This window comes from Streptomyces regalis (assembly GCF_001509475.1).
GTDB classification, from domain to species: Bacteria; Actinomycetota; Actinomycetes; order Streptomycetales; family Streptomycetaceae; genus Streptomyces; species Streptomyces regalis.
In genome coordinates this window covers 1-22985 of sequence record NZ_LLZG01000254.1, presented here as the reverse complement: position 1 = coordinate 22985, position 22985 = coordinate 1, and the positions used below count along the sequence as shown (strand labels likewise).

Annotated in this window: 15 protein-coding genes and 4 pseudogenes; 15 read left to right on the top strand and 4 right to left on the bottom strand. The window is 69.7% G+C overall.

Features of this window, described 5'->3' with window-relative positions; genetic code table 11:
- Positions 1 to 55 precede the first annotated feature (55 nt).
- Together ADL12_RS24870 and ADL12_RS24865 are read left to right on the top strand one after the other, a co-directional pair.
- Positions 56 to 1435 carry an alpha/beta hydrolase gene (locus tag ADL12_RS24870; protein ID WP_159053280.1) on the top strand — a complete coding sequence of 460 codons (1380 nt, stop codon included), beginning with the start codon at positions 56 to 58 and terminating at the stop codon, positions 1433 to 1435.
- A gap of 362 nt (positions 1436 to 1797) precedes the next feature.
- Positions 1798 to 2142, top strand: coding sequence for a TetR/AcrR family transcriptional regulator (locus ADL12_RS24865; RefSeq protein ID WP_062705306.1), 345 nt, complete (start codon positions 1798 to 1800; stop codon positions 2140 to 2142).
- Here the strand turns inward: ADL12_RS24865 and ADL12_RS24860 are convergent.
- Positions 2139 to 4241: a type I polyketide synthase gene (locus ADL12_RS24860; protein WP_482262399.1), complete on the bottom strand. Its 2103-nt coding sequence runs from the start codon at positions 4239 to 4241 to the stop codon at positions 2139 to 2141. The genes ADL12_RS24865 and ADL12_RS24860 overlap by 4 nt on opposite strands.
- A 1180-nt stretch (positions 4242 to 5421) precedes the next feature.
- Between ADL12_RS24860 and ADL12_RS53015 the strand changes: the two are divergent.
- From ADL12_RS53015 to ADL12_RS24840, 5 genes and pseudogenes are all read left to right on the top strand, one after another.
- Positions 5422 to 5861: pseudogene (locus ADL12_RS53015) on the top strand (ISAs1 family transposase); the annotation flags it as partial.
- Positions 5862 to 6185: 324 nt separating this feature from the next.
- A pseudogene (locus ADL12_RS56765) lies at positions 6186 to 6293 on the top strand (VOC family protein); the annotation flags it as partial.
- A 167-nt stretch (positions 6294 to 6460) separates the two neighbouring features.
- Positions 6461 to 7420, top strand: coding sequence for an MBL fold metallo-hydrolase (locus ADL12_RS24850; RefSeq protein WP_062705300.1), 960 nt, complete (start codon positions 6461 to 6463; stop codon positions 7418 to 7420).
- A 14-nt stretch (positions 7421 to 7434) separates the two neighbouring features.
- Positions 7435 to 8379 (top strand): fumarylacetoacetate hydrolase family protein, encoded by a 945-nt coding sequence (locus tag ADL12_RS24845; protein ID WP_062705298.1) that lies wholly within the window; start codon positions 7435 to 7437, stop codon positions 8377 to 8379.
- Between the two features lie 234 nt (positions 8380 to 8613).
- Positions 8614 to 9756 (top strand): amidohydrolase family protein, encoded by a 1143-nt coding sequence (locus ADL12_RS24840; protein WP_159053279.1) that lies wholly within the window; start codon positions 8614 to 8616, stop codon positions 9754 to 9756.
- A gap of 69 nt (positions 9757 to 9825) precedes the next feature.
- On the opposite strand, the pseudogene ADL12_RS24835 reads toward ADL12_RS24840, so the two are convergent.
- Positions 9826 to 10611: pseudogene (locus tag ADL12_RS24835) on the bottom strand (ISAs1 family transposase); the annotation flags it as partial.
- A 129-nt stretch (positions 10612 to 10740) separates the two neighbouring features.
- On the opposite strand from ADL12_RS24835, the gene ADL12_RS24830 reads away from it, so the two are divergent.
- The 3 genes from ADL12_RS24830 (at position 10741) to ADL12_RS24820 (ending at position 13028) form a co-directional block, all read left to right on the top strand.
- Positions 10741 to 11583 (top strand): SDR family NAD(P)-dependent oxidoreductase, encoded by an 843-nt coding sequence (locus tag ADL12_RS24830; protein ID WP_062705294.1) that lies wholly within the window; start codon positions 10741 to 10743, stop codon positions 11581 to 11583.
- A 478-nt stretch (positions 11584 to 12061) separates the two neighbouring features.
- The gene (locus ADL12_RS24825) at positions 12062 to 12415 is read left to right on the top strand and encodes an ATP-binding protein (protein WP_062705292.1); all 354 of its coding nucleotides are present in this window, start codon (positions 12062 to 12064) and stop codon (positions 12413 to 12415) included.
- Between the two features lies 1 nt (position 12416).
- Complete coding sequence (locus ADL12_RS24820; RefSeq protein ID WP_062705289.1) at positions 12417 to 13028, top strand: response regulator transcription factor; 612 nt, start codon at positions 12417 to 12419, stop codon at positions 13026 to 13028.
- A gap of 416 nt (positions 13029 to 13444) precedes the next feature.
- Here the strand turns inward: ADL12_RS24820 and ADL12_RS56760 are convergent, their stop codons facing one another.
- On the bottom strand, positions 13445 to 13738 hold the full coding sequence (locus ADL12_RS56760; RefSeq protein ID WP_279617165.1) for a GH116 family glycosyl hydrolase: 294 nt from the start codon (positions 13736 to 13738) through the stop codon (positions 13445 to 13447).
- Between the two features lie 119 nt (positions 13739 to 13857).
- A complete protein-coding gene (locus ADL12_RS56755; protein WP_062705286.1) occupies positions 13858 to 14334 on the bottom strand; it encodes a hypothetical protein in 477 nt (158 codons plus the stop codon).
- 135 nt (positions 14335 to 14469) lie between these two features.
- Between ADL12_RS56755 and ADL12_RS24805 the strand changes: the two genes are divergently transcribed.
- The 5 genes and pseudogenes from ADL12_RS24805 (at position 14470) to ADL12_RS24785 (ending at position 21346) form a co-directional block, all read left to right on the top strand.
- A complete protein-coding gene (locus tag ADL12_RS24805; protein WP_063806730.1) occupies positions 14470 to 15180 on the top strand; it encodes a TetR/AcrR family transcriptional regulator in 711 nt (236 codons plus the stop codon).
- 166 nt (positions 15181 to 15346) lie between these two features.
- The gene (locus ADL12_RS24800) at positions 15347 to 16567 is read left to right on the top strand and encodes an acetyl-CoA C-acetyltransferase (protein ID WP_062705284.1); all 1221 of its coding nucleotides are present in this window, start codon (positions 15347 to 15349) and stop codon (positions 16565 to 16567) included.
- 57 nt (positions 16568 to 16624) lie between these two features.
- A pseudogene (locus ADL12_RS24795) lies at positions 16625 to 18783 on the top strand (3-hydroxyacyl-CoA dehydrogenase NAD-binding domain-containing protein).
- A 35-nt stretch (positions 18784 to 18818) separates the two neighbouring features.
- The gene (locus tag ADL12_RS24790) at positions 18819 to 19709 is read left to right on the top strand and encodes a crotonase/enoyl-CoA hydratase family protein (protein ID WP_062705282.1); all 891 of its coding nucleotides are present in this window, start codon (positions 18819 to 18821) and stop codon (positions 19707 to 19709) included.
- 2 nt (positions 19710 to 19711) lie between these two features.
- The gene (locus ADL12_RS24785; protein WP_062705280.1) at positions 19712 to 21346 is read left to right on the top strand and encodes an AMP-binding protein; all 1635 of its coding nucleotides are present in this window, start codon (positions 19712 to 19714) and stop codon (positions 21344 to 21346) included.
- Positions 21347 to 22985 lie beyond the last annotated feature (1639 nt).

The window sequence follows — 22985 nt, the reverse complement described above, 5'->3', positions numbered from 1 at the left end:
AAACATGACGACAAGGAGACGGACCATCTTGAACGGCAGGCGCGTGAGGATCCCCGTGACACTCGCTCTGGGCGCGGTGATGGTCCTCGGATGCGGTCACCCTCCCGCCCAGACAGCCCAGACAGCCCAGACAGTCGCGGCAACCCGCACCGAACCCGGCATCGCGCTGGTGAATCAGAAGCGACTCTCGCCGCGGCTCAGCGAGCTGACCTTCACCTCGTCCGCTCTCGACGGCACGACCAAGGTGCGCATACTGCTCCCCCGTGGCTACGACGCGGAGAAGAGGCGCCGTTACCCCGTGCTGTACCTCTACCACGGTGGAGGGCAGAGCGCTTCGAGCTGGACACAGGACGGTGCCGCCGAGGAGATCACGGCCGGCCTGCCCGCGATCGTGGTGATGCCGGACGCCGGCTCCACACAGTGGTATGCCGACTGGTGGAACAACGGCCACCGCGGCCGGCCGATGTGGGAGACCTTCCACATCAACAGGCTCCTCCCGTGGGTCGACGAGCACTACCGCACGATCCCCGAGCGCGGGGCGCGGGCTGCCGCCGGACTGTCGATGGGCGGGTTCGGAGCCGTCTCGTACGCCGCCCGGCACCCCGACCTCTTCGGTGCCGTCGGCTCGTTCTCCGGAGACCTCGACCACCAGAACGTCGAGATGCGGACCACCATCGAGCAGCTCCACCCCTCGCTCTGGGGCCCGTGGGCAACGCAGGAAGTCCGCTGGCGCGGGGACAACCCCTGGGACCTGGCGGCCAATCTGGCCGACACGGACGTTGCGCTGTACACGGGCAACGGCCGGCCTCGACAGGACGGCGAGGCCGTGGACCGCACGGAACAAATGATCCGGCAGGAGAACGTGTCCTTCCACGAGCGCCTGCTGGACCTCGGTATCCGGCACCGGTGGCACGACTACGGACCCGGCAGCCACACATGGCCCTACTGGCAGTCGGACCTCCGAGCCTGGATACCCCACCTGAAGGCCTACTTCGCCCGCCACGCGCACCACCGCGCCACTCCCCGGTCGTTCACCTTCTCGTCGATCAGGCCGCAGTACAACGCCTACGGCTGGACCGTACGGATGCGGCGGGACGTCACCGAGTTCAGCGCACTGGAAGTGGCCCGTAAGCGCCGCTTCACGGTGGTCGGGAACGGCTCGGCCACGGTACTGACGCCCTCACTGGCTCGCCCGGGCACGCGGTATCACGTCACTGTCCGCGACCACGAGGGCTCTTCGGTACGGCTTGCGACCGCCGACGCCCAGGGGCGCTTGACGATTCCCCTCGCACTGGGCCCCGGCAACCCGCACCAGCAGTACTCACCGCAGGCCGACACGGCGAGTACGGGCCCCAGCCCTGACGACGTGCCGTTCCACGCCAGGGGCAACAGCTCCCGCTTCAACCGGGCCGAGGTGACGATCCTCCCGCGCTGAGATCCGTCTCTTCGCCCGCCGGGACACCGAGGAAGACAGCGGGAGATCGCGGCTGGGCAGTCGCCCCGTACGACGGACCGCCCGCCGCGCCGAGTGCTGGGCTGTTGCGAGCACAGGACTCGGCGGCGCCCACAGGTGCTGTCATCGAACCTGGAGGATGTCGAGGGCACCGTCGGCGGTGCCCCGCCGGTAGGTCAGGCTCGCACCAGCTTCTCCGAGGCGATGACAGTCCGTATGGTGCAGCCTTGGTACCAGCTCGGCAGAGCCATTCACGCGCATCCCGGCACAGGCCAAGGCCCGGCCGCTTGAGCGACTCGGACGGACGTCACTATCGTCTTGCCCAGAGGTGAGAGACCTCTCCGATGAAGCATCCCGGGAGGCTCCCCCTGACGGTCAAGAACGAGGAACAGGGTGCTGGGCGCGGTATGCGCCGCGACGCGGTCCGCAACCGGCGCAAGCTCCTGGAGGCCGTGGGGGAAGCGCTCAGGACCGAGCCCGGCGCGATGACCATGGCGGTCATCGCGGAGCGAGCCAACCTGTCGCTGGCCACGGCCTACCGGTACTTCCCGTCGGTCGAGGAGCTCCTCAAGGCCTACCTGCTCGGCGTCATCGTCCAGCTGCGCAATTATAGCCATGACTGCACCAAGACCGGCCCGGCCCTGTTCGAGGAGGTCGTCCGGGAGTGGGCTCGCCTGGTCCGCAGTTAAGGCCCCGCCATGGTCCAGATCCGGTCGCGCACGGGGTTCCTCACCCGCCTGCGCGACAACGACGAGGTGATCACCCCGGTCCGGGACGCCTGGGAGCGCCCCATTCGCAGTGTGATGCGGCACCTGGACGTGCCGGATAAGCATTTCGACTCGTCCAGGGCGCGGGCGAACACCGGATGGGTGGCGTACAGGCGCCGCCCCATCCGGGGCCGTTGCCCGCCCTGCCCGGTGAACATCACCGCGAGCTTCCCGTCCAGGACCTGCGGCGACACGCTGCCGCGCGTCACGTTCGGCACGGGGGCACCCTCGGCCATCGCCCGCAGGGTCTGTACGGCCTCGTCGCGGTCGGCGGTGAAGAACACGGCGCGATGCTCGAAGCGGGCGCGGGCTGCCAGGGTCGACCCGGCGTCCAGCAGAGCGATGTCCGGGTGGTCGGCCAGGTGCGTGGCGAGCCGTCCCGCCTGCTCACGCAGGGGCGCCTCGGCCCGCGCCGACACCACGAGCGGAAGGGGCGTCTCGACGGCAACGGCCGCCGCGCCCGGTGGCTCCTCGACGATGACGTGCGCGTTCGTGCCGCTCACCCCGAAGGCGGACACCGACGCCCGGCGCGGACGGCCGGTGCGCGGCCACCGCACCGGCTCCCGCAGCAGCTCGACGCGGCCGGCCGACCAGTCCACGTGCGGGGACGGCGCCGACACGTGCAGGGTGCGCGGGAGCAGCTCGTGGTGCAGCGCCATCACCATCTTGATCACCCCTGCCACGCCCGCCTCGGCCTGGGTGTGCCCGATGTTCGACTTCAGCGACCCCAGGTACAGCGGCCGGTCCTCGGGCCGGTCCTGGCCGTAGGCGGAGATCAGGGCGCCCGCCTCGATCGGGTCGCCGAGCGCGGTGCCGGTGCCGTGCGCCTCCACCGCGTCCACGTCCGCCGGCGTCAGCCGGGCGGCCTCCAGGGTCCGCCGTATCACCCGCTGCTGGGACGGCCCGTTGGGCGCGGTCAGGCCGTTGCTCGCACCGTCCTGGTTCGTGCCGGTGGCCCGCAGCACCGCCAGCACCCGCCGGCCGGCCAGGCGGGCGTCCGACAGCCGTTCGAGGAGGATCACGCCGGCGCCCTCCGCCCAGCCGGTGCCGTCCGCGTCAGCCGAGAACGCCTTGCAGCGCCCGTCCGGGGCCAGACCCCGCTTGCGGCTGAACTCCAGCAGCATGCCCGGCGTCGACATCACGGTGACGCCCCCGGCCAGTGCCAGGCCGCACTCCCCGCTGCGCAGCGACTGCGCGGCCACGTGCAGCGCCACCAGCGAGGACGAGCACTGCGTATCGATGGTCAGGGCCGGTCCCTCGAACCCGTAGGTGTAGGCGATACGGCCGGCGACGACCCCCAGGGCGTTGCCGGTGAGCATCTGCCCCTGCGCCTCCTGCGCCTCCTGCGCCTCCTGCGGCGCCTCGTGCCAGGCGGGTCCGTAGTCCTGCAGCGACACGCCGGTGAAGACACCGGTGTTGCTGCCGCGCAGCGCCTGCGGGTCGATGCCCGCACGCTCCGTCGCCTCCCAGGAGACCTCCAGCATCAGCCGCTGCTGGGGATCCAGCGCCAGCGCCTCGCGCGGACCTATGCCGAAGAAGCCGGGGTCGAAGTCACCCACCCCCTCCAGGAACCCGCCGCACCGGGTGTACGCGGTGCCGTGCTGTTCCGGGTCCGCGTCGTACAGCCCGTCCAGGTCCCAGCCACGGTCGTCCGGAAGGCCGCCGATGGCGTCCCTGCCCTCGGCGACCAGCCGCCACAGCGCCTCCGGGGAGTCCACACCGCCGGGCAGTCGGCAGCCCATGCCGACGACGACCACCGGGTCGTCCGCCGCGTCCGCGTGTCCGCCGCCGTACGCCGCCCCGGCCGCCGTCGGGCCCGAAGTCCCTTCCCGTGCCGCCCCGGAGCCGAGCAGTTCGCCGCAGGTACTCGGCGAGCGTGTCAGGTGTCGGGTAGTCGAACAGCACGGTGGCGGGCAACCGCACCCCGGTCGCTTCAGCGAGCCCGTCCCGGAGCCGCTGCGCCAGGTGCCGGTAGACGCCCAGCCGCCGCCACGGAGCGTGGGCGCCGATATGGCCGCCAACGTCCGGCTCCGCCACTTGGGAGATCTGCCTTTTCAGCAGGTCCAGCAACACGGAGTGCTGCGCGACCGGGGCGAGGTCCGTCAGCCGGTTCCGCAGGTCTTCACCGCTGTCGGCAGGTGCCTGCGCAGGAGAACCGGGAACATCAGTGGTCATGTGCGTCCAAAGTTCTGGTTGCGCCGAAGACACAGCAAATTGTGCAGTCGCCGCAATATCGACCGTTTCTCGGCCGCCGTCAGCCATGGCTTCCCCCGCGTCCACCGAATTCGCCTATGGATTCCGGACGACCAGGCAAACCATAAGGCCACGGACGCGGGACTTCCAACGCTCCCCAACATCCGTCACTTTGCAAAGAAAGAAGGAATTCCATGCCCACATGCCAGACCCTCACGCCACATTGTGGCGAGCGCGTGAAGGGTTGCTGAATAATTCCTGTTTCCCCACCACCCGAAGCCATGACCGTGAATATCTGCACACTCCGCGACGCCCGTTAACCTTCCCTTTTTATTTTATCGGTAACATGCAGATAGGCTACCGGCGGCAACAACGACCGCCCCCTGGCCGGACGCGATCAACCTGGTCAAACCGTTCGGGCCGGCCGAGCGGCAGTCCCGGAGCGGGGTGCGAGATCTCCAGGAGGCGGGTGCCACCGGCCGACTCCCAGGTGTCCTCGTGAGTCAGGGCAGGTCGCGTCCCGCGAGGTGGTGGAAGCGGTCATGCGCCTTGCCGTCCGGTATCCGGCTCGCGACGATCTCTCCGCCGAGCGCGTCACGCGGAGGCGCCCGGCCAGACGCCGGGAGGGCGCCGGCCGGCCGAAGTACCCGGTGTGACCTGTGAGTTCCGGTCCGTTGACCGGCTACACCACCCGGCGGGACGCCATCCGATTCCGTCACCCGCTCCATAACCAACGAGGCGCTGCGGCCCGTGCGGGCCGTTGTGACCGGCGTCCTCGGCCAACTGCCAGCTGCTCTTGCGGCCGACCGAGCTCAGCAGGCCCGGACGTAGCCCCGCATCCGGCGCCGCGCCGACCCGGCCGAATCTTCCGGCCGCTCACAGGAACAGGTCCTCGAGCTCGGCGCTCCAGCGTCCTCGGACGAAGTCCGCCAACAGGCCGCGATCGTGCGCGTCTCGGCCCGCCGTCCACGGCGGCTTCCCTGAACCGTCCCTGAGACACCGTCAGCCCTGCACGAACGTGGCGCCCACCACCGCGGCCAGGCCCGCCGACTCCACGCTCTGCCCTGGAAGAAGATCCCCGTGATTCACCGCGACGACGACCGGGGCCACGGCCGCCACGAACAACGACTCGTGCAGGTCGTCACCGCCGACGGCCTGCTCTTCCCGCACGCCGCCCAAGTCCTGCGCATCCAACGCCGCCGTCTCTATCCAGCGAGACCGTCCACGCCATCACCGACCTGCCCGCCGAGCAGGCAAGAGCAGCCGAGATCGCCTCCTGAGCTCGCGGACACCGGACTGTGGGAAACACCGCCCACCGGGTGCGAGATGCCGTCTCCGGAGAAGACAAACCCCAGGTCAGGACCCGTAACACGCCTGCCGTGCCCGCCGCCGGACGCCGAGCCCACACCGAACGCCCACGCGTCCTCACCCTCCACGGCATCACCTGATCAAACCGGACGACCCGGGCAAACGACACGGCCGTGCCCCAATTCCGGAGCCGGCGCCACCAGTATTCAGCGGCTGGATTCCTGTATACAGGAAATCGATTTCCCTGATTGCAATCTAGGGGCCAGATTAGTGGGACCGCAATCGGGAGGACGTCTCCGTGACATCTGCAGCCGCGTCGGCACCCTTCACCCCCTTCTCCGGACCGTTCGCCATCGGCACCCTTTCGGCACCGGGCGAGACCAGGTTCCCGGGCCTCATGGCCCCGGACGGCCGAGCGCTCGACCTGCATACGGCACTGGACGAACATCTACGACCTGCCGTAGCCCGAGAACGCCGACCAGTGGGGCACGTCCAACCCGATGAACGAGATGGTCGCCAAGGAAATGCTCAACGACGTCGACCGCGGTGTCTTCGTCGCTCCGCCGGTCTGACCCCATGACACCGGGGGCCCGGCACACTCCCCCACCCTGCCATGGCGCCGAGCCCCCGGCCCGCCTCAACCCACCCAGCTCCCAAGGAATGCCATGCGCTTCGCCACGTACGAACAGCACGGCCGCAGCCGCGTCGCCACCGTGAAGGACGACGGACAGGCCGGGTCATGACCGACACCCCGGACACGAACTCCGCTCCTCCTCCCACAGCGGACGCGGCGGAACTCCAGGAGTTGCTTCCCGGGATCCACGCCTGGGTGCAGCCGGACGGGACCTGGTGGGTCAACAACGCCGGCGCGGTGGCCGGCGACGACGGGGTCCTGGTGATCGACACCTGTGCCACCGCGGCTCGCACCCGCCGGTTTCTCGACGCCGTGGACACGGCCACCGGCGGGGCGCCCGTCCGGCTGGCGGTGAACACCCATCAGCACGGTGACCACACCTACGGCAACAGCCTCCTCCCCTCCACGACAGTGATCGTCGGGCACAGCCGGATGCGGGAAGGGCTTCAGGCCGACCCGGTCATCGACGGCTGCCCACCGCTGTGGAACCCGGTCCCGGACTGGGGGCCGGTGACCCGCAGGCTTCCCGACATCTCGGCCGGCTCCGCACTCACCCTGCACGTCGCAGGTCGGCGGATCGAGCTGCTGCACCCCGGCCGCCCGGCGCACACCACCGGAGATCTGATCGCCTGGCTGCCCGAAGAACGCGTGCTGTTCTCCGGCGATCTGGTGTTCGCCGGACTCACCCCGCTGGTCTTCATGGGCTCCGTGGACGGGGCCCTCGCCGCGGTCGACTGGCTGGGGTCCCTGCAGCCCGACGTCATCGTCCCCGGCCACGGCCCGGTCCTCACCGGCACCGGCATCACCCGGGTCCTGGACGAGCACCGCCGCTATTACCGGCTCATCCTCGACACCGCCCAGGACGGGCTCTCCCGGGGTCTGACGCCCCTGCAGGCCGCCCGCCAGGTCGACCTGGGCGAGTTCACGGACTGGGGCGACGCCGAACGGGTCGTGCTCAACCTGCACCGCGCCTACGCCGACCACGCCGGCCGGGACCTCGACGTGATCACCGCCTTCGGGGACGCGGTCGCCTGGCTCGGCCGCCCGATGCACACCTCCGTCTGAAGGGAAGCGCGACTGTGCGGTTCGTGACCTACGCCGACGACGACGGTGATCGGGTCGGCGTCCTCCACCACGACCAGGTCCATCCCCTGGGCCGCGGCGTCACGATGCTCGGCCTCCTGCGCGACGGCACCCTGCGGGCGGCCGGGGAACAGGCCCTGGCCGCGCCTGCCGCGACCCGGGCGGTCGGCGACCTTCGGCTGCGCGCGCCGATCCCCGATCCTCCCGCTGTGCGAGACTTCATGACCTTCGAACGGCACGTCGAAGGTGTCTCCAGACTCGGCGGAACCGACGCGACTGTCCCCGAACGCTGGTACGAGGCACCCGCGTTCTACTTCACCAACCCCCACGCGATCCTCGGCCCCGCCGACGACGTCCCCGTACCGCCCGGCAGCCGGATGTTCGATCTGGAGCTTGAAGTCGCCGCCGTCATCGGCCGCACCGGCCGCGACATCCACCCCGACGACGCCGACGCCTACGTCGCCGGCTACACCATCCTCGTCGACTGGTCGGCCCGCGACGTCCAGTTCGCCGAGATGCAGGTCCGGCTCGGCCCCACCAAGGGCAAGGACACCGCCACCACCCTCGGACCGGTCCTGGTCACCCCCGACGAGCTGCAACCCTGGCGCACCGACACCTCGTTCGACCTGACGATGACCGTCGACATCAACGGCGAACGGCTGGGGCAGGACCGCTGGTCGTCCATGGCGTTCTCCTACGCCGACATGATCGCCTACGCCTCCCGTGGCACCGAGATCCGCCCCGGCGACATCCTCGGCTCCGGCACCTGCGGCGGCGGCTGCCTCGCCGAACTGTGGGGTCGCGAAGGCCTGAACGCCCACCGCCCCCTGCAACCCGGCGACGTCGTCACCGTCACCGTCGAACAACTCGGCACCATGACCACCCGCGTCGCGCCAGGGGTCGAGCCGATTCCCATCCCACCCGCACGACGTGGCCGGTAGGCCCAGTCTGTCCGGAACGGCGACCCCGTGGGGTCGCCGTCGCCGGCCTGGCCGAACAGACGGTCGCCACGCCCCCGAACACCCTTCGGCGGTCATCCTGCCGGTCCGGCACACGTCGTAGTCGTGAAGCCCGAACCAGTACACGTCCAGCATTGCGAGGAGAGTCCGATGAACGAGTTCGTCATCGTCGGTGCGAAGGTGTTCGACGGTGAGAAGAACCTGGGCCAGGTCGACGTGCACGTCGCCGACGGCGTCATCGTCTCGGTGGGCGGGCCGCGTGTCACCGGGGTGGAAGTCGTCGACGCCACCGGCGCAACCCTGCTGCCGGGCCTGATCGACGCACACACCCACACGGACGCCGCGATGCTGCGCCAGGCGCTGACCTTCGGTGTCACCACCGAACTCGACATGGGCTCGGTCCCCGCCACCATGATTCCGCTGCGCGCCGAGGTCGAGGCCGACCGGACTTTCGCGGACGTGCGGAGCGCCTCTTTTTCGCTCACCCACCTCGACGGCCACCCTCATCAGTTCCGGAAGGGCCTCAACGATCCGGTCTGGCCGACCGCGACCACCGTGGCGGAGGCGGCCGGGTTCGTCGAGGATCGGATCAGCGAGGGCGCCGACTACATCAAGCTGATAGCCGAGAGTGGCGGGGCGTTCGGCTTCCAGTTGCCGCACGTACCACTGGAGATTCACGCCGCCGTGATCGCCGAGGCGCACGCTCGCGGGAAGATGGTGATGGCCCACGCCATGACGCTGCACGAGACCGAACAGATGGTCGACGCCGGCGCCGACGGCCTCGCCCATCTGTTCGCCGACACGGCCCACACCCCGGAGATCGTCGACCGCATCGCAAGCGCGAACGTGTTCGTGGTGCCGACACTGACTCCCCTTGCCTCCATCGTCGGGCTGTCGCACAGCACGGACCTGGCGCAAGATCCCCGCGTTGCGGGAAAGCTTGCGCCGGAATTGCGGGCGCACCTCTCCGACACGTTCGGCGGCTTGCCCACCTCGCACTTCGACATGGCACTGGCCACGATCGCAGCCCTGCGCCAGGCTGGGGTCGACGTGATCGCAGGCACCGACGCCGCGGCTCTGGCCGTGCGCGGCGTGACCCACGGAGCAAGTCTGCACGGCGAGCTGCAACTGCTCGTACAGGCCGGTTTCAGCCCCACCGAAGCCCTGCGCTCGGCGACTTCACTGACAGCACGACGGTTCGGCCTCCACGATCGGGGCCGCGTCGAGCAAGGCCTGCGGGCAGATCTCGTCCTGGTCGACGGTGATCCCACCACGACCATCAACGACAGCCTGTCGATTCGCGCGGTCTGGCGACAGGGCACCCGCCTCGCGGCCGCATCCACGCACGGCTCCCGGTGAACCCGCTAGGAGCGACGAGGGCGCAGGGCCCTGGTGTTTGCCCGGGTCGTCCGGTTTGGTCAGGTGATTGCCGTGGAGGGTGAGGACGCGTGGGCGTGCGGTGTGGGCTCGGCGTCCGGCGGCGGTGTTGACGTATCCGGCGAGCTTGGGCGCGCTGCGGATCAAGTCGCGGACGGCGGCGGGCACGGCAGGCGTGTTACGGGTCCTGACCTGGGGTTTGTCTTCTCCGGAGACGACATCTCGCACCCGGTGGGCGGAGTTTCCCACAGGTGTCCGCGAGCTCAGGAGGCGATCTCGGCTGCTCTTGCCTGCTCGGCGGGCAGGTCGGTGATGGCGTGGACGGTCTCGCTGGACCACTTCTTCGCTCCGTGGAGACGGTGGCGGCGCTGGATGCGCGGGACTTGGGCGGCGTGCGGGCAGGGCAGGCCGTCGACGGTGACGACCTGCACGAGTCGTTGTTCGTGGCGGCCGTGGCCCCGGTCGTCGTCGCGGTGAATCACGGGGATCTTCTTCCAGAGCAGAGCGTGGAGTTGGCGGGCCTGGCCGCGCTGGTTGTTCTTGATGGTCAGCAGGTAGTGGGCGCCACGTTCGTGCAGGTAGGTGGCGTGGTCGTGTGGGGCGGGCGGGGCATCGGCGGTGACGACCGTCCCGGCGAGGTCGGCGTCGTCGATCTGATCGAGCAAGGGCGCGAACTCGGGAATTTCGTTGGTCTTCGCGCTGATCTCGCGTGAGGCGAGGGTGATGCCGACGGCCGTGGCGGACGGCGGACAGCACGAAAACCCGGCTGCCGTCCGGTCGGCGTGCGCCGCGCAGGCACTTGCCGTCCAGCGCGATCGCCCGGCGCCGGCAGTCGACACCTACGTATACGTACCGGCCCCCGGCGGGCTGCCCGGAGAGCGACGATCCACCTCGCCATCAAGCTGGAGTTCGCAGGTCAGGGGCTGCCCCGGTGCTACGGTCGGGAAATACCGAGATGGAGCACGAATGACAAAGACAGCGATCGTCACCGGCGGAGCAGGGGGCATGGGGCTCGCGACCGCGAAGATTCTCGGCAGCGATCACCGCGTGGTCATCACCGACGTCAACCGGCAACGCCTCGACGCTGCGGCGGCGGAACTGCGCGACCACGGCGTCGATGCGGCGGCGGTCGCCTGCGACATCACCAGCCGAGCCTCGGTCGAGGCCTTGTTCCAGCAGGCCGACCGCGAAGGCTCCGTGCGGGCGGTCGTGCACACCGCGGGCATCAGCCCGCAGATGGGCACCGCGGACAAGATCATCCGGATCAACGCGCTCGGCACCGTCAACATCACCGAAGCCGCCCTCGCGGTCGCCACCGAGGGATTCGCGCTGGTCAACCTCGCCTCCATCGCCGGGCACATGACGCCGCGGCTGGTCATCCCCAAGCGGATCTTCCGTCTTGCTCTGACCGATCGCGACCGCTTCACGGCGAAGCTCGCCGCTGGCGCGAGCCGGGCACCGAAAGGTATGCGACCCGGTCTGGCGTACTCGCTCAGCAAGAACTTCGTCATCTGGTACTCGCAGCAGATCGCCGCCCCGTTCGGCGCGAAAGGCGCCCGCGTGCTCTCCGTCTCGCCCGGCAGCTTCGACACCGCGATGGGGCGGCTCGAGGAGAAGAGCGGCTCGGGCAAGCTCACCGGCTACGCCGCGCTCAAGCGCTACGGTCGCCCCGAAGAGATTGCCGAGCTCCTGGCGTTCTGCGCGGGCGACAAGCCCGGCTACCTCACCGGCGTGGACATCCTCTGTGACGGCGGCACGAAAGCCGGACTCGACCTCAGAGGAATGATCGCCATGGCACGCGGCGACTGACCGGTCCGGACCAGATGTGAACTGGCGGGAACCGGTTGAGACAGCAAGGAACCTCCTGGTGAAGGCTGGCGTTGCTGCAGCTTCAGGCTCGACACAGAAGGTTCGTGTCTCGGCACTCGCCGGGTACCCGGCACCTGACGCCCCGGGCGCATGCGTTGTCCACGTTCCGACGCCTCATCGACGGCACCCGCATCAGACAGCTCGCTTTCGACAACCGCCTGCCGAAACCGGCCGCCTACGAGCTTTTCGTGCCCGTAGCGTGCCCTTCAGAGCGGACAACCCGATCAACAGCGGTTTCATCAGACCGCCATGTCTGCAGCAGTACAGCGAATCGGCGCAGGTCAGAGCATACGAGGCCCCCAAGCGCCGTCGCTTCCCAAGCGGAGAGCGCGAGTTCGGTTCTCGTCACCCGCTCCATGGCTAAGGCCCCAGGTCTTCCGTTCTAGTGGTCGTCGCAACACCCCAGCTCAGGGGTCGCGTGCCAGTCGAGGTGAGCGGCGACGAGGAGGGTCACGGCGGGGCCGAGTTGACCGCGCTGTACCGGGCCGCGCAGGAGGCCGTGACCAACGCGTGCCGCCATGCGCGGGCCTCGCAGGTGACCGTTGCGGTCCGGTTGGCCGGGGGCGCCGCGCGGCTGGAGGTGACGGACGACGGTCGCGGCTTCGCACCGGAGGCGACCGCCGCCGGGTTCGGGCTGCTCGGCATGCGGGAGCGGGTACATCTGGTGGCGGGGAGCGTCGACGTTGAGAGCAGCCCGGCCGCCGGCACCCGGGTGACGGTGACGGTCCCGCGCGGGACGACGGCGAAGTTCTCGGTGGACGGGGGGCGGTGACATGAACGACGAGGAGCCTGACCAGGCGGCGCCCGTGCGAGTGCTGGTGGTGGACGACCAGCGGCTCATCCGGGACGGCATCGCCTCCCTGCTTTCCATCCGGCTGGGCATCGAGGTCGTGGGCACCGCCGTGGACGGCCGGGACGCTGTGGCGCGGACTCTGGGGATGGAGCCGGACGTCGTGCTCATAAATGTCCGGATGCCGGGGATGGACGGTGTCGAGGCGGTCGCCGTCCTGCGTGAACGGGCGCCCGAGTGCCGGGTCGTGATGCTGACGACGTTCGACGACGAGGAGTACGTCGTGCAGGCGCTGCGGGCCGGCGCGCACGGCTATCTCCTCAAGGATCTGCCGGCCGAGGAACTCGCCCACGCGGTCCGTCTGGCGCACGCGGGCGTCACCCAGCTCGACTCCTCGGTCGCCCGCCGTCTGACCGCCTTCCTGCCTCGTCCCGAACCGGCCGCCGGGGCTCCCGCCGCCTCCCTCAGCCCACGCGAGACGGACATCCTGCGGCTCGTGGCACACCGACACACCAACCGGGAGATCGCCGCCAGGGCTCCGTCAAGTTCCGTGCTTGCGTGGAGGGTTGACGATCAGGCCGGTAGGGGCGGATAGCAGAGCAGGCACGGGGGTTCGTGATGATTGTGGTGTCGAAGCCAGATGACCGAGCGGAACCAGCTTCCGAGAGCGACCTTCCTTTCCATGCCGGTGACCTCATCGGCCGGATGTCTCGCACGGACAAGGCCGCACTGATCTTTCACTCCGATGTTTCCGTCGGCTACGTGGACGGAAGTGACCACTGGGGCCGGACCGGCGCGTGCACACTCCTGCGGGAGCACGACATCGCGCATTTCTGGGTCAAGGCGCGCCTCGGGACGGCCGCGAAATCACCCAGCGGCACAACCGCCTGCCGGCGTGGCCCCCGACGACAACCCGAGAAGTTCAGTAGGGGGCACTGGGCCGCTCTCAGGTTCCGATGCCCCGGGGCACTCTGATGCGGATCGGAGACAGGCTGCGTGGTAGGCATCCGGTCAGCGGCCGGAGCCTCTCGTCAAGAAGGGCTCCACGGGTTGGATGGCGTCAAGAATGTTCCAGACGGCGAGGGGGCGTTCGTAGCCCGGGTAGGTGTAGCGGGACGCGTCGTCGCGGACCCATGCTTCAGGGGTGTCGAATGTGAAACCGTTGCGCTCGGTCTCCCAGACCTGGGTGGCGACGGCTGAGGCCATCTCGACGCCACGGTCGCTGAGCTGCCGCTTCCCGAAGCGAGTCCCGGCCCGCCGGTAGACCGAGGCTGTCAGGTAGTTGGTGCCGGTCCAGACGTTGATCTCCTGGCGGGGTTTGGTGACAAAGAAGACGGTACTGAGCGCGGGCCACTCGGTCGTCCGGGTCGTGGGTTCATGCCCGGCGGCTGTCCTTCCGAGGGCTTCAAGGTCCTTCTGAAGGGCTACAGCGACCCGTCGCCGGAGAACGTCCGCGCGCTGGTCGAGATCATGACGTACGGCTCGAGCTCCGAGACCGACCAGCTCATCCGCCAGCGGTCGGCGCCGCGCGCAAGCGCCCGGACCACCTCGCCAACTTCCCGGCGCTGACCGGGGCCGGCCGCGCGTGAGGCGCTGCTGCGTGCGGTGGATGGCCCTTCTGGGCAGGACGACGTCGCGGCCGCCAGGGATGCTGTCCCGGATCGGTGGCAGCGGTACTCGGCGGCTGCAACCGTACCGTCCTGTTTCAACTGGAGGACTTGCAACACGGCCCGCATCACGGCCGCATCCATCAGGTCGGGCAGCGGGCGGGACGCCTTCCCCACCCAGCGCACAGCAAGCCGCACGTCCGGGGGTGCCATGTGCAGCTCTGGCCCGGGCAGGACGAACGCCCAGTCCCACAGTGCACGCTGCAGCAACTCGAAGCAGGTCTGCCTCGGCACACCGCCTTCCCGGCTGGTCGCCCTCCGTGCCCCGCAACGAGGAGGGGGAATCCGAGACGCTTCACCTCTTCACAGTCAGGGCTGACCGTGAGATGCTCATTTCGCAGTCAAGGCTGACCGTGAAAGGTGGAGGCCATGACCAGGCGTGACGAACAGCGCGACGCCACGAGGGCGCAGATCGTGGGCGCGGCGGTCGAGTCGCTGATCGAGGTGGGCGTCGCGGCGACGACGACCCTGGAGGTGCAGCGGCGGGCCGGTGTCAGCCGGGGTGCGTTGCTGCATCACTTTCCGACCCGTGAGGACCTGTTCGGGGCGGCGATCGGTTTACTCGTGGCGCGGAACGAGCGGGCGGTGCGTGAGGAACTGGCGGCGGCCTCACCGGACGGTGACGCACTGTCCCGCTCGTTGCGCGTGCTCCGGTCCGTCATGTGCGGGCCCTCGTTCGGCGCGGAGATGGAGCTGTGGGCGGTGGCCCGCACCAACCCACGGCTGCGGGACGTGCTGCGCCACGCCGAGGGGACGGCGCGCCGGGACCTGTACCGGGTGGTCGACGAGGTAATGGGCCCCGAGCTCACCGCCTCGGCCGCCTACCCGGTGATCGCCGAGCTGACGGTGCAGTTGCTGCGCGGCATGGCGATCTCCGACGTGCTGTACCGGGAGGACACGGACCGCGACGAACTGCTGGAGCGGTGGGGCCGGATCGTACGGCCGCTGCTCACCGAATCCCCAGGCTTCCCAGCTGCCGCCGGCCCGCAGGAAGGACGGCTGACGGAGCGTGCCGCACACGGGTCACGTGCCACGTCGAGCCGCCCTGCGACCGGGGCATCGACCGCACCCACGAGCTGAGCGCTCGTCATCGCCTGCCGGGTCACCAGACGCCCGCGGCCTGTCACCGTCGGGCACCGGCAGCGACTGTGTGACTTCCAGGCAAGCACGGCCCTTGCGCTGCCCCGACGCCGCGCGCACGGCCGGACCACTCGCCGGCATACGTACTGACAGGAGAGCGGCCTCCATGGGCAGTCCGGCAGAAGCGTTCGTCTACGACGCGCTGCGCACCCCGCGCGGGCGCGGCAAGAACGACGGCTCACTGCACACCGTCAAACCGATCTCCCTCGTCGTGGGTCTCCTCGACGAGGTGGGCAAACGCAATCCGGGCTTCGATCCGCTGCGGGTGGACGACGTGATCCTGGGCGTGGTCTCGCCGGTCGGGGACCAGGGCGCGAACCTCGCCCGGACCACCGCGCTGGCCGCCGGATACGAGTCCTCGGGTGCGGGCTTCCAACTGAACCGTTTCTGCGGCTCAGGGCTGGAGGCGGTCAACATCGCCGCACAGAAGGTCCGTTCCGGCTGGGAGGACCTCTTCCTCTCGGGCGGGGTCGAGTCGCTGTCGCGGGTGCCCATGGGCGCGGACGGAGGACCGGCGATGACGGATCCCGAGACGGCCTACAGCACCTCGTTCGTGCCGCAGGGGATCAGCGCCGACCTCATCGCCACCGTCGAGGGATTCAGCCGCGAGGATGTCGACGCGTTCGCCGTCGAGTCCCAGGCCCGGGCGGCCAAGGCTGCGACGGACGGCCTGTTCGACCGCTCACTCGTCGCCGTCCGCGACGTCAACGGCCACATCGTTCTGGACCGGGACGAACCGGTACGGCAGGACACCGGCCCGGCCGCGCTCTCCGCGCTGAAGCCGTCGTTCGCGGGCATCGGTGACCAGGGCGGCTTCGATGCCGTGGCGCTGCAGAAGTACCACTGGATCGAGCGGATCGACCACGTCCACACCGCCGGCAATTCGTCGGCGATCGCCGACGGCGCCGCGCTGACGGTCGTCGGCAGTGAGCGGGCCGGCCGCGACCTCGGCCTCACCCCACGCGCCCGGATCGTCGCCACGGCCACCGTGGCCGGCGAACCGACGATCATGCTCACCGCTCCCGCCCCGGCCGCGCGCAAGGCGCTCGCCAAAGCGGGGCTGGCCGTGGGCGACATCGATCTGTGGGAGGCCAACGAGGCGTTCGCTGCCGTCGTGCTGAAGTTCCTGCGCGACCTGGACGTACCGCCCGAGAGGGTCAATGTGAACGGCGGGGCGATCGCACTGGGCCATCCGCTGGGCGCCACCGGGGCGATGATCCTCGGCACCCTCATCGACGAGCTGGAGCGGCGCGGCATGCGCTACGGCCTGGCCACCCTGTGCACCGGCGGCGGCATGGGCGTCGCCACCGTCGTCGAACGCCTCTGACCGAAACATCAGGCGGCCGGCCACCGGAGAAGGCGCCGAGGAAGCGGGAACACACGCATGACCGACCCGAACGCCATCCGCTGGGAGCAGAGCACCGACGGCGTCGTCACGCTCACCCTGGACGACCCGGGACAGCGGGCCAACACCATGAACGACGCCTTCCGCGCCTCGCTCGCCGCGGCCGTCGAACGGCTCACCGCCGAGAAGGACACGATCACCGGCGTGATCGTCACCTCCGCGAAGGACTCCTTCCTGGCCGGCGGGGACCTCCGGCAGCTGATCCGGGTCACCGACAGCGACGCACCCCGGTTCTCCGCGCAGATCGAACAGGTCAAAGGATGTCTGCGGACGCTGGAGACGCTGGGCAAGCCGGTCGTCGCGGCGCTGAACGGCTCCGCCCTGGGCGGCGGCCTGGAGCTCGCGCTCGCCTGCCACCACCGCATAGCGCTGGACACTCCGAACGCGAGGTTCGGCCTGCCCGAGGTCACCTTCGGCCTGCTACCGGGCGGAGGAGGCGTGGCGCGGACCACCCGCCTGCTCGGCGTCGTCGACGCCCTGACCAAGGTCCTCCTGGAAGGCAACCGGTACCCACCGGCCGAGGCGGTACGGCTCGGGCTGGTGGACGAACTCGCCGCGACACGCGAGGAACTGCTCGACAAGGCCCGCGCCTGGATCACCGCGCACCCCCACTCGGTACAGCGCTGGGACGCGGCCGACTACGCGATCCCCGGCGGCGCCCCTGGATCCCCCGGCCTCGCGGCGACCTTGCCGGCCCTCCCCGCCACCCTGCGCAAGAAGCTCAGAGGAGCGCCGCTGCCGGCCCCGCACCACATCCTGGCCCCGCCGTCGAGGGCGCCCAGCTGGATCTGGACGGCGCGTTGAGAGTCGAGGGCCGCTACTTCGTCGACATCGCACGCGGCCAGACCGCGAAGAACATGATCCAGGCGTTCTGGTTCGACCTGAACACGATCAAGGCCGGCGGCTCACGCCCGAAGGACCTGCCAAGACGCCGGGTGTCGAAGGCCGCCGTGCTCGGTGCCGGCATGATGGGCGCGGGCATCGCCTACGCCTGCGCGCGCAGCGGCATCGACGTCGTCCTCAAGGACATCTCCCTTCAGGCCACGGAACGTGGCAAGGACTACTCCCGCAGGCTCCTGGACAGTGCCGTGAAACGCGGGCGGCTGAGCGAGGCCGGACGGGAGGAGGTCCTCGCCCGCATCACGCCGAGTGCCGAGTACGCCGATCTGACCGGCTGCGACCTGGTCGTGGAAGCGGTCTTCGAGGACGCCTCCCTCAAGCGTGCCGTCTTCGCCGAGGCGGAACGGGTGGTCGCCGACGACGCGCTGCTCGGCTCGAACACCTCCACCCTGCCGGTCAGCGGCCTGGCCGAAGGGGTGAACCGGCAGAAGGACTTCGTCGGCCTGCACTTCTTCTCGCCCGTCGACAGGATGCCGCTGCTGGAGGTCGTCCGCGGTGAGCGGACCAGTGACGAGGCCCTGGCCCGCGCTCTGGACTTCGCGGCACAGATCGGCAAGACACCGATCGTCGTGAACGACAGCCGCGGATTCTTCACCTCCCGGGTCATCGGGACGTTCGTGTACGAGGCCCTGGCCATGCTCGGCGAGGGCATCGCCCCGGCGACCGTCGAGCAGGCCGCCTGGCGGGCCGGCTACCCGGTCGGCGCGTTGCAGCTGGCGGACGAACTCAACCTGGAGCTGCTGCTGAGGATCCGCGACGAGAAGCGCGCCGCAGACGGCGACGACTACCGCGCGCACCCGGCCGAGGCGGTCGCGGAGACGATGACCAGGCTGGGCAGACCCGGCCGCGCCCGAGGCGCCGGCTTCTACGACTACGACGCCTCGGGCGCCCGGACCGGTCTGTGGCCGGGACTCGTCACGGCGTTTCCCCCACATGGGGACCCCGCCGGAATCGACCTGCACGAACTCACCGAACGGCTGTTGTTCGCCGAGGCCGTCGAGGCGGCACACTGCGTCGCCGAAGGCGTACTGACCAGCACGGCGGACGCCAACATCGGATCCCTGCTGGGGATCGGCTTCCCGTCCTGGACCGGCGGCGTCCTGCAGTACATCAACGGCTACCCCGGCGGCCTGCCGGCCTTCGTCGCCCGCGCCGACCGCCTCGCCGCCGCGCACGGCGAGCGCTTCGCCCCGAACGCCCTGCTGCGCGAGAAAGCCGAGCACGGCGAGACCTTCTGACCGACCACCGCATTCCGCCGTAATACGGAGCTCATATGACCGACGATCAGCAGTCCACCGTCCTGTACGAGGTGCAGGACCGCAAGGCCTACCTCACCCTCAACCGTCCCGACCGGCTCAACGCGATCGACTTCCGGATGCCCGGTGACATCGCCGCCGCCGTCCGGCGCGCCAACGACGACCCCGACGTGCACGTCATCGTGCTCCAGGGGGCGGGCCGGGCCTTCTGCTCCGGATACGACCTGAAGATCTCCGCCGAGGACGGCCACGGCACCCAGGGCGCCACCGACGGCAACCCGGTATGGGATCCGATCAAGGACTTCGCCTGGATGAAGGGCTTCACCGACGACTTCTTCACCCTGTGGCGGTCACTGAAGCCCACCATCGCCAAGGTGCACGGCCATGCCGTCGCCGGCGGCAGCGACATCGCCCTGTCCTGCGACCTGGTCGTCATGGCCGAGGACGCGCGCATCGGCTACATGCCCGCACGGGTGTGGGGCTGCCCGACCACGGCGATGTGGGTGTACCGGCTGGGCGCCGAGCGCGCCAAGCGGATGCTCCTGACCGGCGACACCATCGACGGCCGCACCGCCGCCGACTGGGGCCTGGTACTGGACGCCGCGCCGCCGCAGGACCTTGACGCGCGCGTGGAGGAACTGGCCGACCGGATCGCGGGGGTGCCGGTCAACCAGCTCGCCATGCAGAAACTGATGATCAACCAGGCCTACGACAACATGGGCCTGCACGGCACCCAGATCCTGGCCACCCTCTTCGACGGCATCACCCGGCACTCACCGGAGGGCCGCTGGTTCCAGCAGTTCGCCGCCACCCACGGCTTCCACGAGGCCGTCAAGTGGCGCGACTCGGGCCGCTGGATTCCCGACGGCGGCGGCCCGGTCCCCACAGCGCAAGACCTGGAGGAGTGACGATGCAAGAACCGCTGACCCACTCGTACCTGCCCGCCGACACCACCCGCCCGGTCCTCGACCTCACCATCGGGGAGGTGCTCCGAGGCGCCGCGTCGACCGCCCCGGACCGCCTGGCGCTGGTCGAGATCGCCCCGCCGGGCGCCGCCCTGTCCGGCGCCGACCGCACCGACCGCACCTGGACCTACGCCGAGCTCCTGGACGACGCCGAGCAGGCCGCGTCCTGGCTGGCCGCTCGGTTCGCCCCGGGCGAGCACATCGCCGTCTGGGCCCCCAACATCCCCGAATGGGTCATCCTCCAGTACGGCGCCGCCCTGGCCGGGCTGGTCCTGGTCACCGTCAACCCCGCACTGCGCGACGCCGAACTCGAGCACGTGCTCTCCCAGTCCGGTGCCGTGGGACTACTGCTCACCGACTCCTTCCGGGAGACGGACATGGCGGCGGCGGTGGAGCGGATAGGGCCGCGTCTTCCCCGCCTGCGCGAGCGGGTCTCCTTCACCGGCTGGCTCACCGAGGTCCGCGGCACCGCCCCCTCACCGCTACCGCGGATCGACCCGGGTGCCGCGGCGCAGATCCAATACACCTCCGGAACGACCGGCACCCCCAAGGGCGCCGTCCTGCACCACCGCGGCCTCGTCAGCAACGCCACCTTCGTGGCCGCCCGCGCCGGATTCTCCCGGGACGGGGTCTGGGGCAGCGCGCTGCCGCTGTTCCACACCGCCGGCTGCGACCTGACCGTGCTCGGCGTGGCTACCGCCACCGGCACCCTCGTACTCGTCCAGGTCTTCCAGCCCACCCTGGTCCTGGAGGCACTTCAGAAGTGGCGGGCCACCTTCTTCGCCGGAGTCCCGGCGATGCTCACCGCCCTGCTGAACCACCCCACATTCGACTCCTACGACCTCAGCGCCTGCGCGACCGTCCTGTCCGGCGGCGACCGGGTGCCCCCGGAACTGGTCGAGGAGACCGAGCGCCGCTTCGACGCCCGTTTCTCCACCCTCTACGGGCAGACCGAACTCAGCCCCTCCGTCACCCAGACCGGCCCCGACGACAGCACCCAAGACAAACTCCACACCGCCGGCCGCCCTCTGTGGCAGGTCGAGGTCAAAATCACCGGCCCCGCCGGCGCCGATCCGCTGCCCGTGGGAGAGCCGGGCGAGATCTGCGCCCGCGGCTACCAGGTCATGCTCGGCTACCACGACCTTCCCGAGGCCACCGCCCAGACCATCGACCGCGACGGATGGCTCCACACCGGCGACCTGGGCGTCATGGACTATCGCGGCTACGTCACCGTCACCGGCCGCCTCAAAGACATGATCATCCGAGGCGGGGAGAACATCTACCCCGCCGAGATCGAGGCGGCGCTCGGCACCCACCCCCGGGTACGGCAGGCCGCCGTACTCGGCCTCCCCGACCCGGCCTGGGGCGAGCAGGTCGCCGCCGTCATCAACGCCACCGACCCCGACGACCCGCCCACCGCCGCCGAACTCCACGACCACCTGCGTGCCGCCCTGGCCCCGCACAAGACACCGCGCCACTGGTACCTGGCCGACACCATCCCGGCCAACGCCATGGGAAAGATCCAGAAGTTCCTGCTGCGCCGGCAGATCTGCGACGGCCGCCTGAAGCCGCTTCCCTGATCGACCGGGGGCGTGCCGCCACGTGGGTTTCCAGAGCTGCCAAGCCGACGGACAGGTACCCACTTCAACGCCGGGGTCGGCCGGCTCGCGGACCTCTGCGGAACCGCACGCGGCGGCACGCCCCACCACGGCAGGCTCGGAGGCTCGCTGAGCCCGCGGGTCGGCCGCTTCGGCATCGGCGCGAACTGCTCCTCGGCCTGCAGCCTGCTCAGCTTGGCGGCATGGCCGTCAACGGTGCCGTCCAGGGCCTCGTCGTCCCACCAGTCCAGGGGGCTGACCCGTATGCCGTCGGACAACGTGAACAGGTGCACGTGAGCCAGTCCCGGCGGCCAAAAGCGAGATCGATGGCCGTGGCGAACTGAGCGACGGAGTGCGAGCGCGCAGCGGCGAAGACCCGGCCGGGGCGAGGCCACAGGTCTACACCGTGTGCGGAGACCAACTCCACCCGGATGGACACCAGGTACGTGACACGATCGCAGCCCCTTGTATTCGCCAGGTCCGCGAGCCAGCGCCGAGGCTACTGAGTGTGACTGCCATGTGGGGAATCGAGCTGGCCGTGCGTGGGAAGGTCTCTAATCGCCGCTGACAGAAGGCGGAGCGGGCCTGGAACTCGTGCCGCGTGCTTGGACTTGCCGATGAGTGCCCAGAGCTCCCCCATGGATCCGTCGGCTGTACCGCAGGGGACGCGCCGGACAATACTCCCGATTCGTCCGAGGCTTCCCGGCCCCTGTCCGCCGCCTTCCGACGGCCCGTCGCATCAACCAGTCGCCCGATATGCCCTGTCCGCCCACCCGCCAGCTAGACAGGGCGGACAATACGCGGACCTGAATTCAACCCAGATTCGACCCGGACAGTTTGTTCAGCGAGAAAACATGAACTCTGACCTGCGGAAATAAAAAGCGGCAGACGAGTCAGGCTGTACGCCGGGTAGTAGTCGGTGGCCTGGGAGGTCTGGCCTCCCAGGCCACCGCCGGAGCAGGAGGCTGCGCACGTCTCAGCAAAGGCCGAGCGCCGGACTGTTGGGCCCGGGGCCAACGGGCGGCCGCTCCGGTGTCCATCCCCGGCTGGCACGCTGCACCGACAACCAAGATCCGGACCATACGCGGACCAACTCTCAGCCTATCGCGAAACCAGCGCTCATTTTCCCTGGTCACACCACCATCCCGGGTGTACCACCAGCAGACGAAGAACCTGCTGGAACCATGCGCGCATCGACCGCACAGCTCCTGCCCTGAACGTGCGGGGCAGGAGCAGAGGGCCGAGGCCGGTCGCTCCGATCATCTATCACAGAACCGCGCTCCCTATTTAGCCGCCAAATGTCTGAGTTCAACGGAGCGTAGTCAGCACCAAGTCAGCACGGGAGCGACGAAGACGGATGATGACGTGCGCTTTTAGTCAGCACCGAACCAGCACGGGAGTCAGCACGCCCCCGTCAAATCAGCCCGAAGTGCGCAACACAGACAGGGCCTGATCTTCCACCAGCCAAGCCCCCAGCATTGCCCTCCAAGCTCTGGCGTAGGGGCAACACGCACACCCCGCCCCCGAACTATGTAGTCCCACCACATGTGCCCCTGACCTGCAGATTCCTACCGTGTGCGAACACGTACCCGTCCCCACCGCACACGAGGAAGTGGCGCAC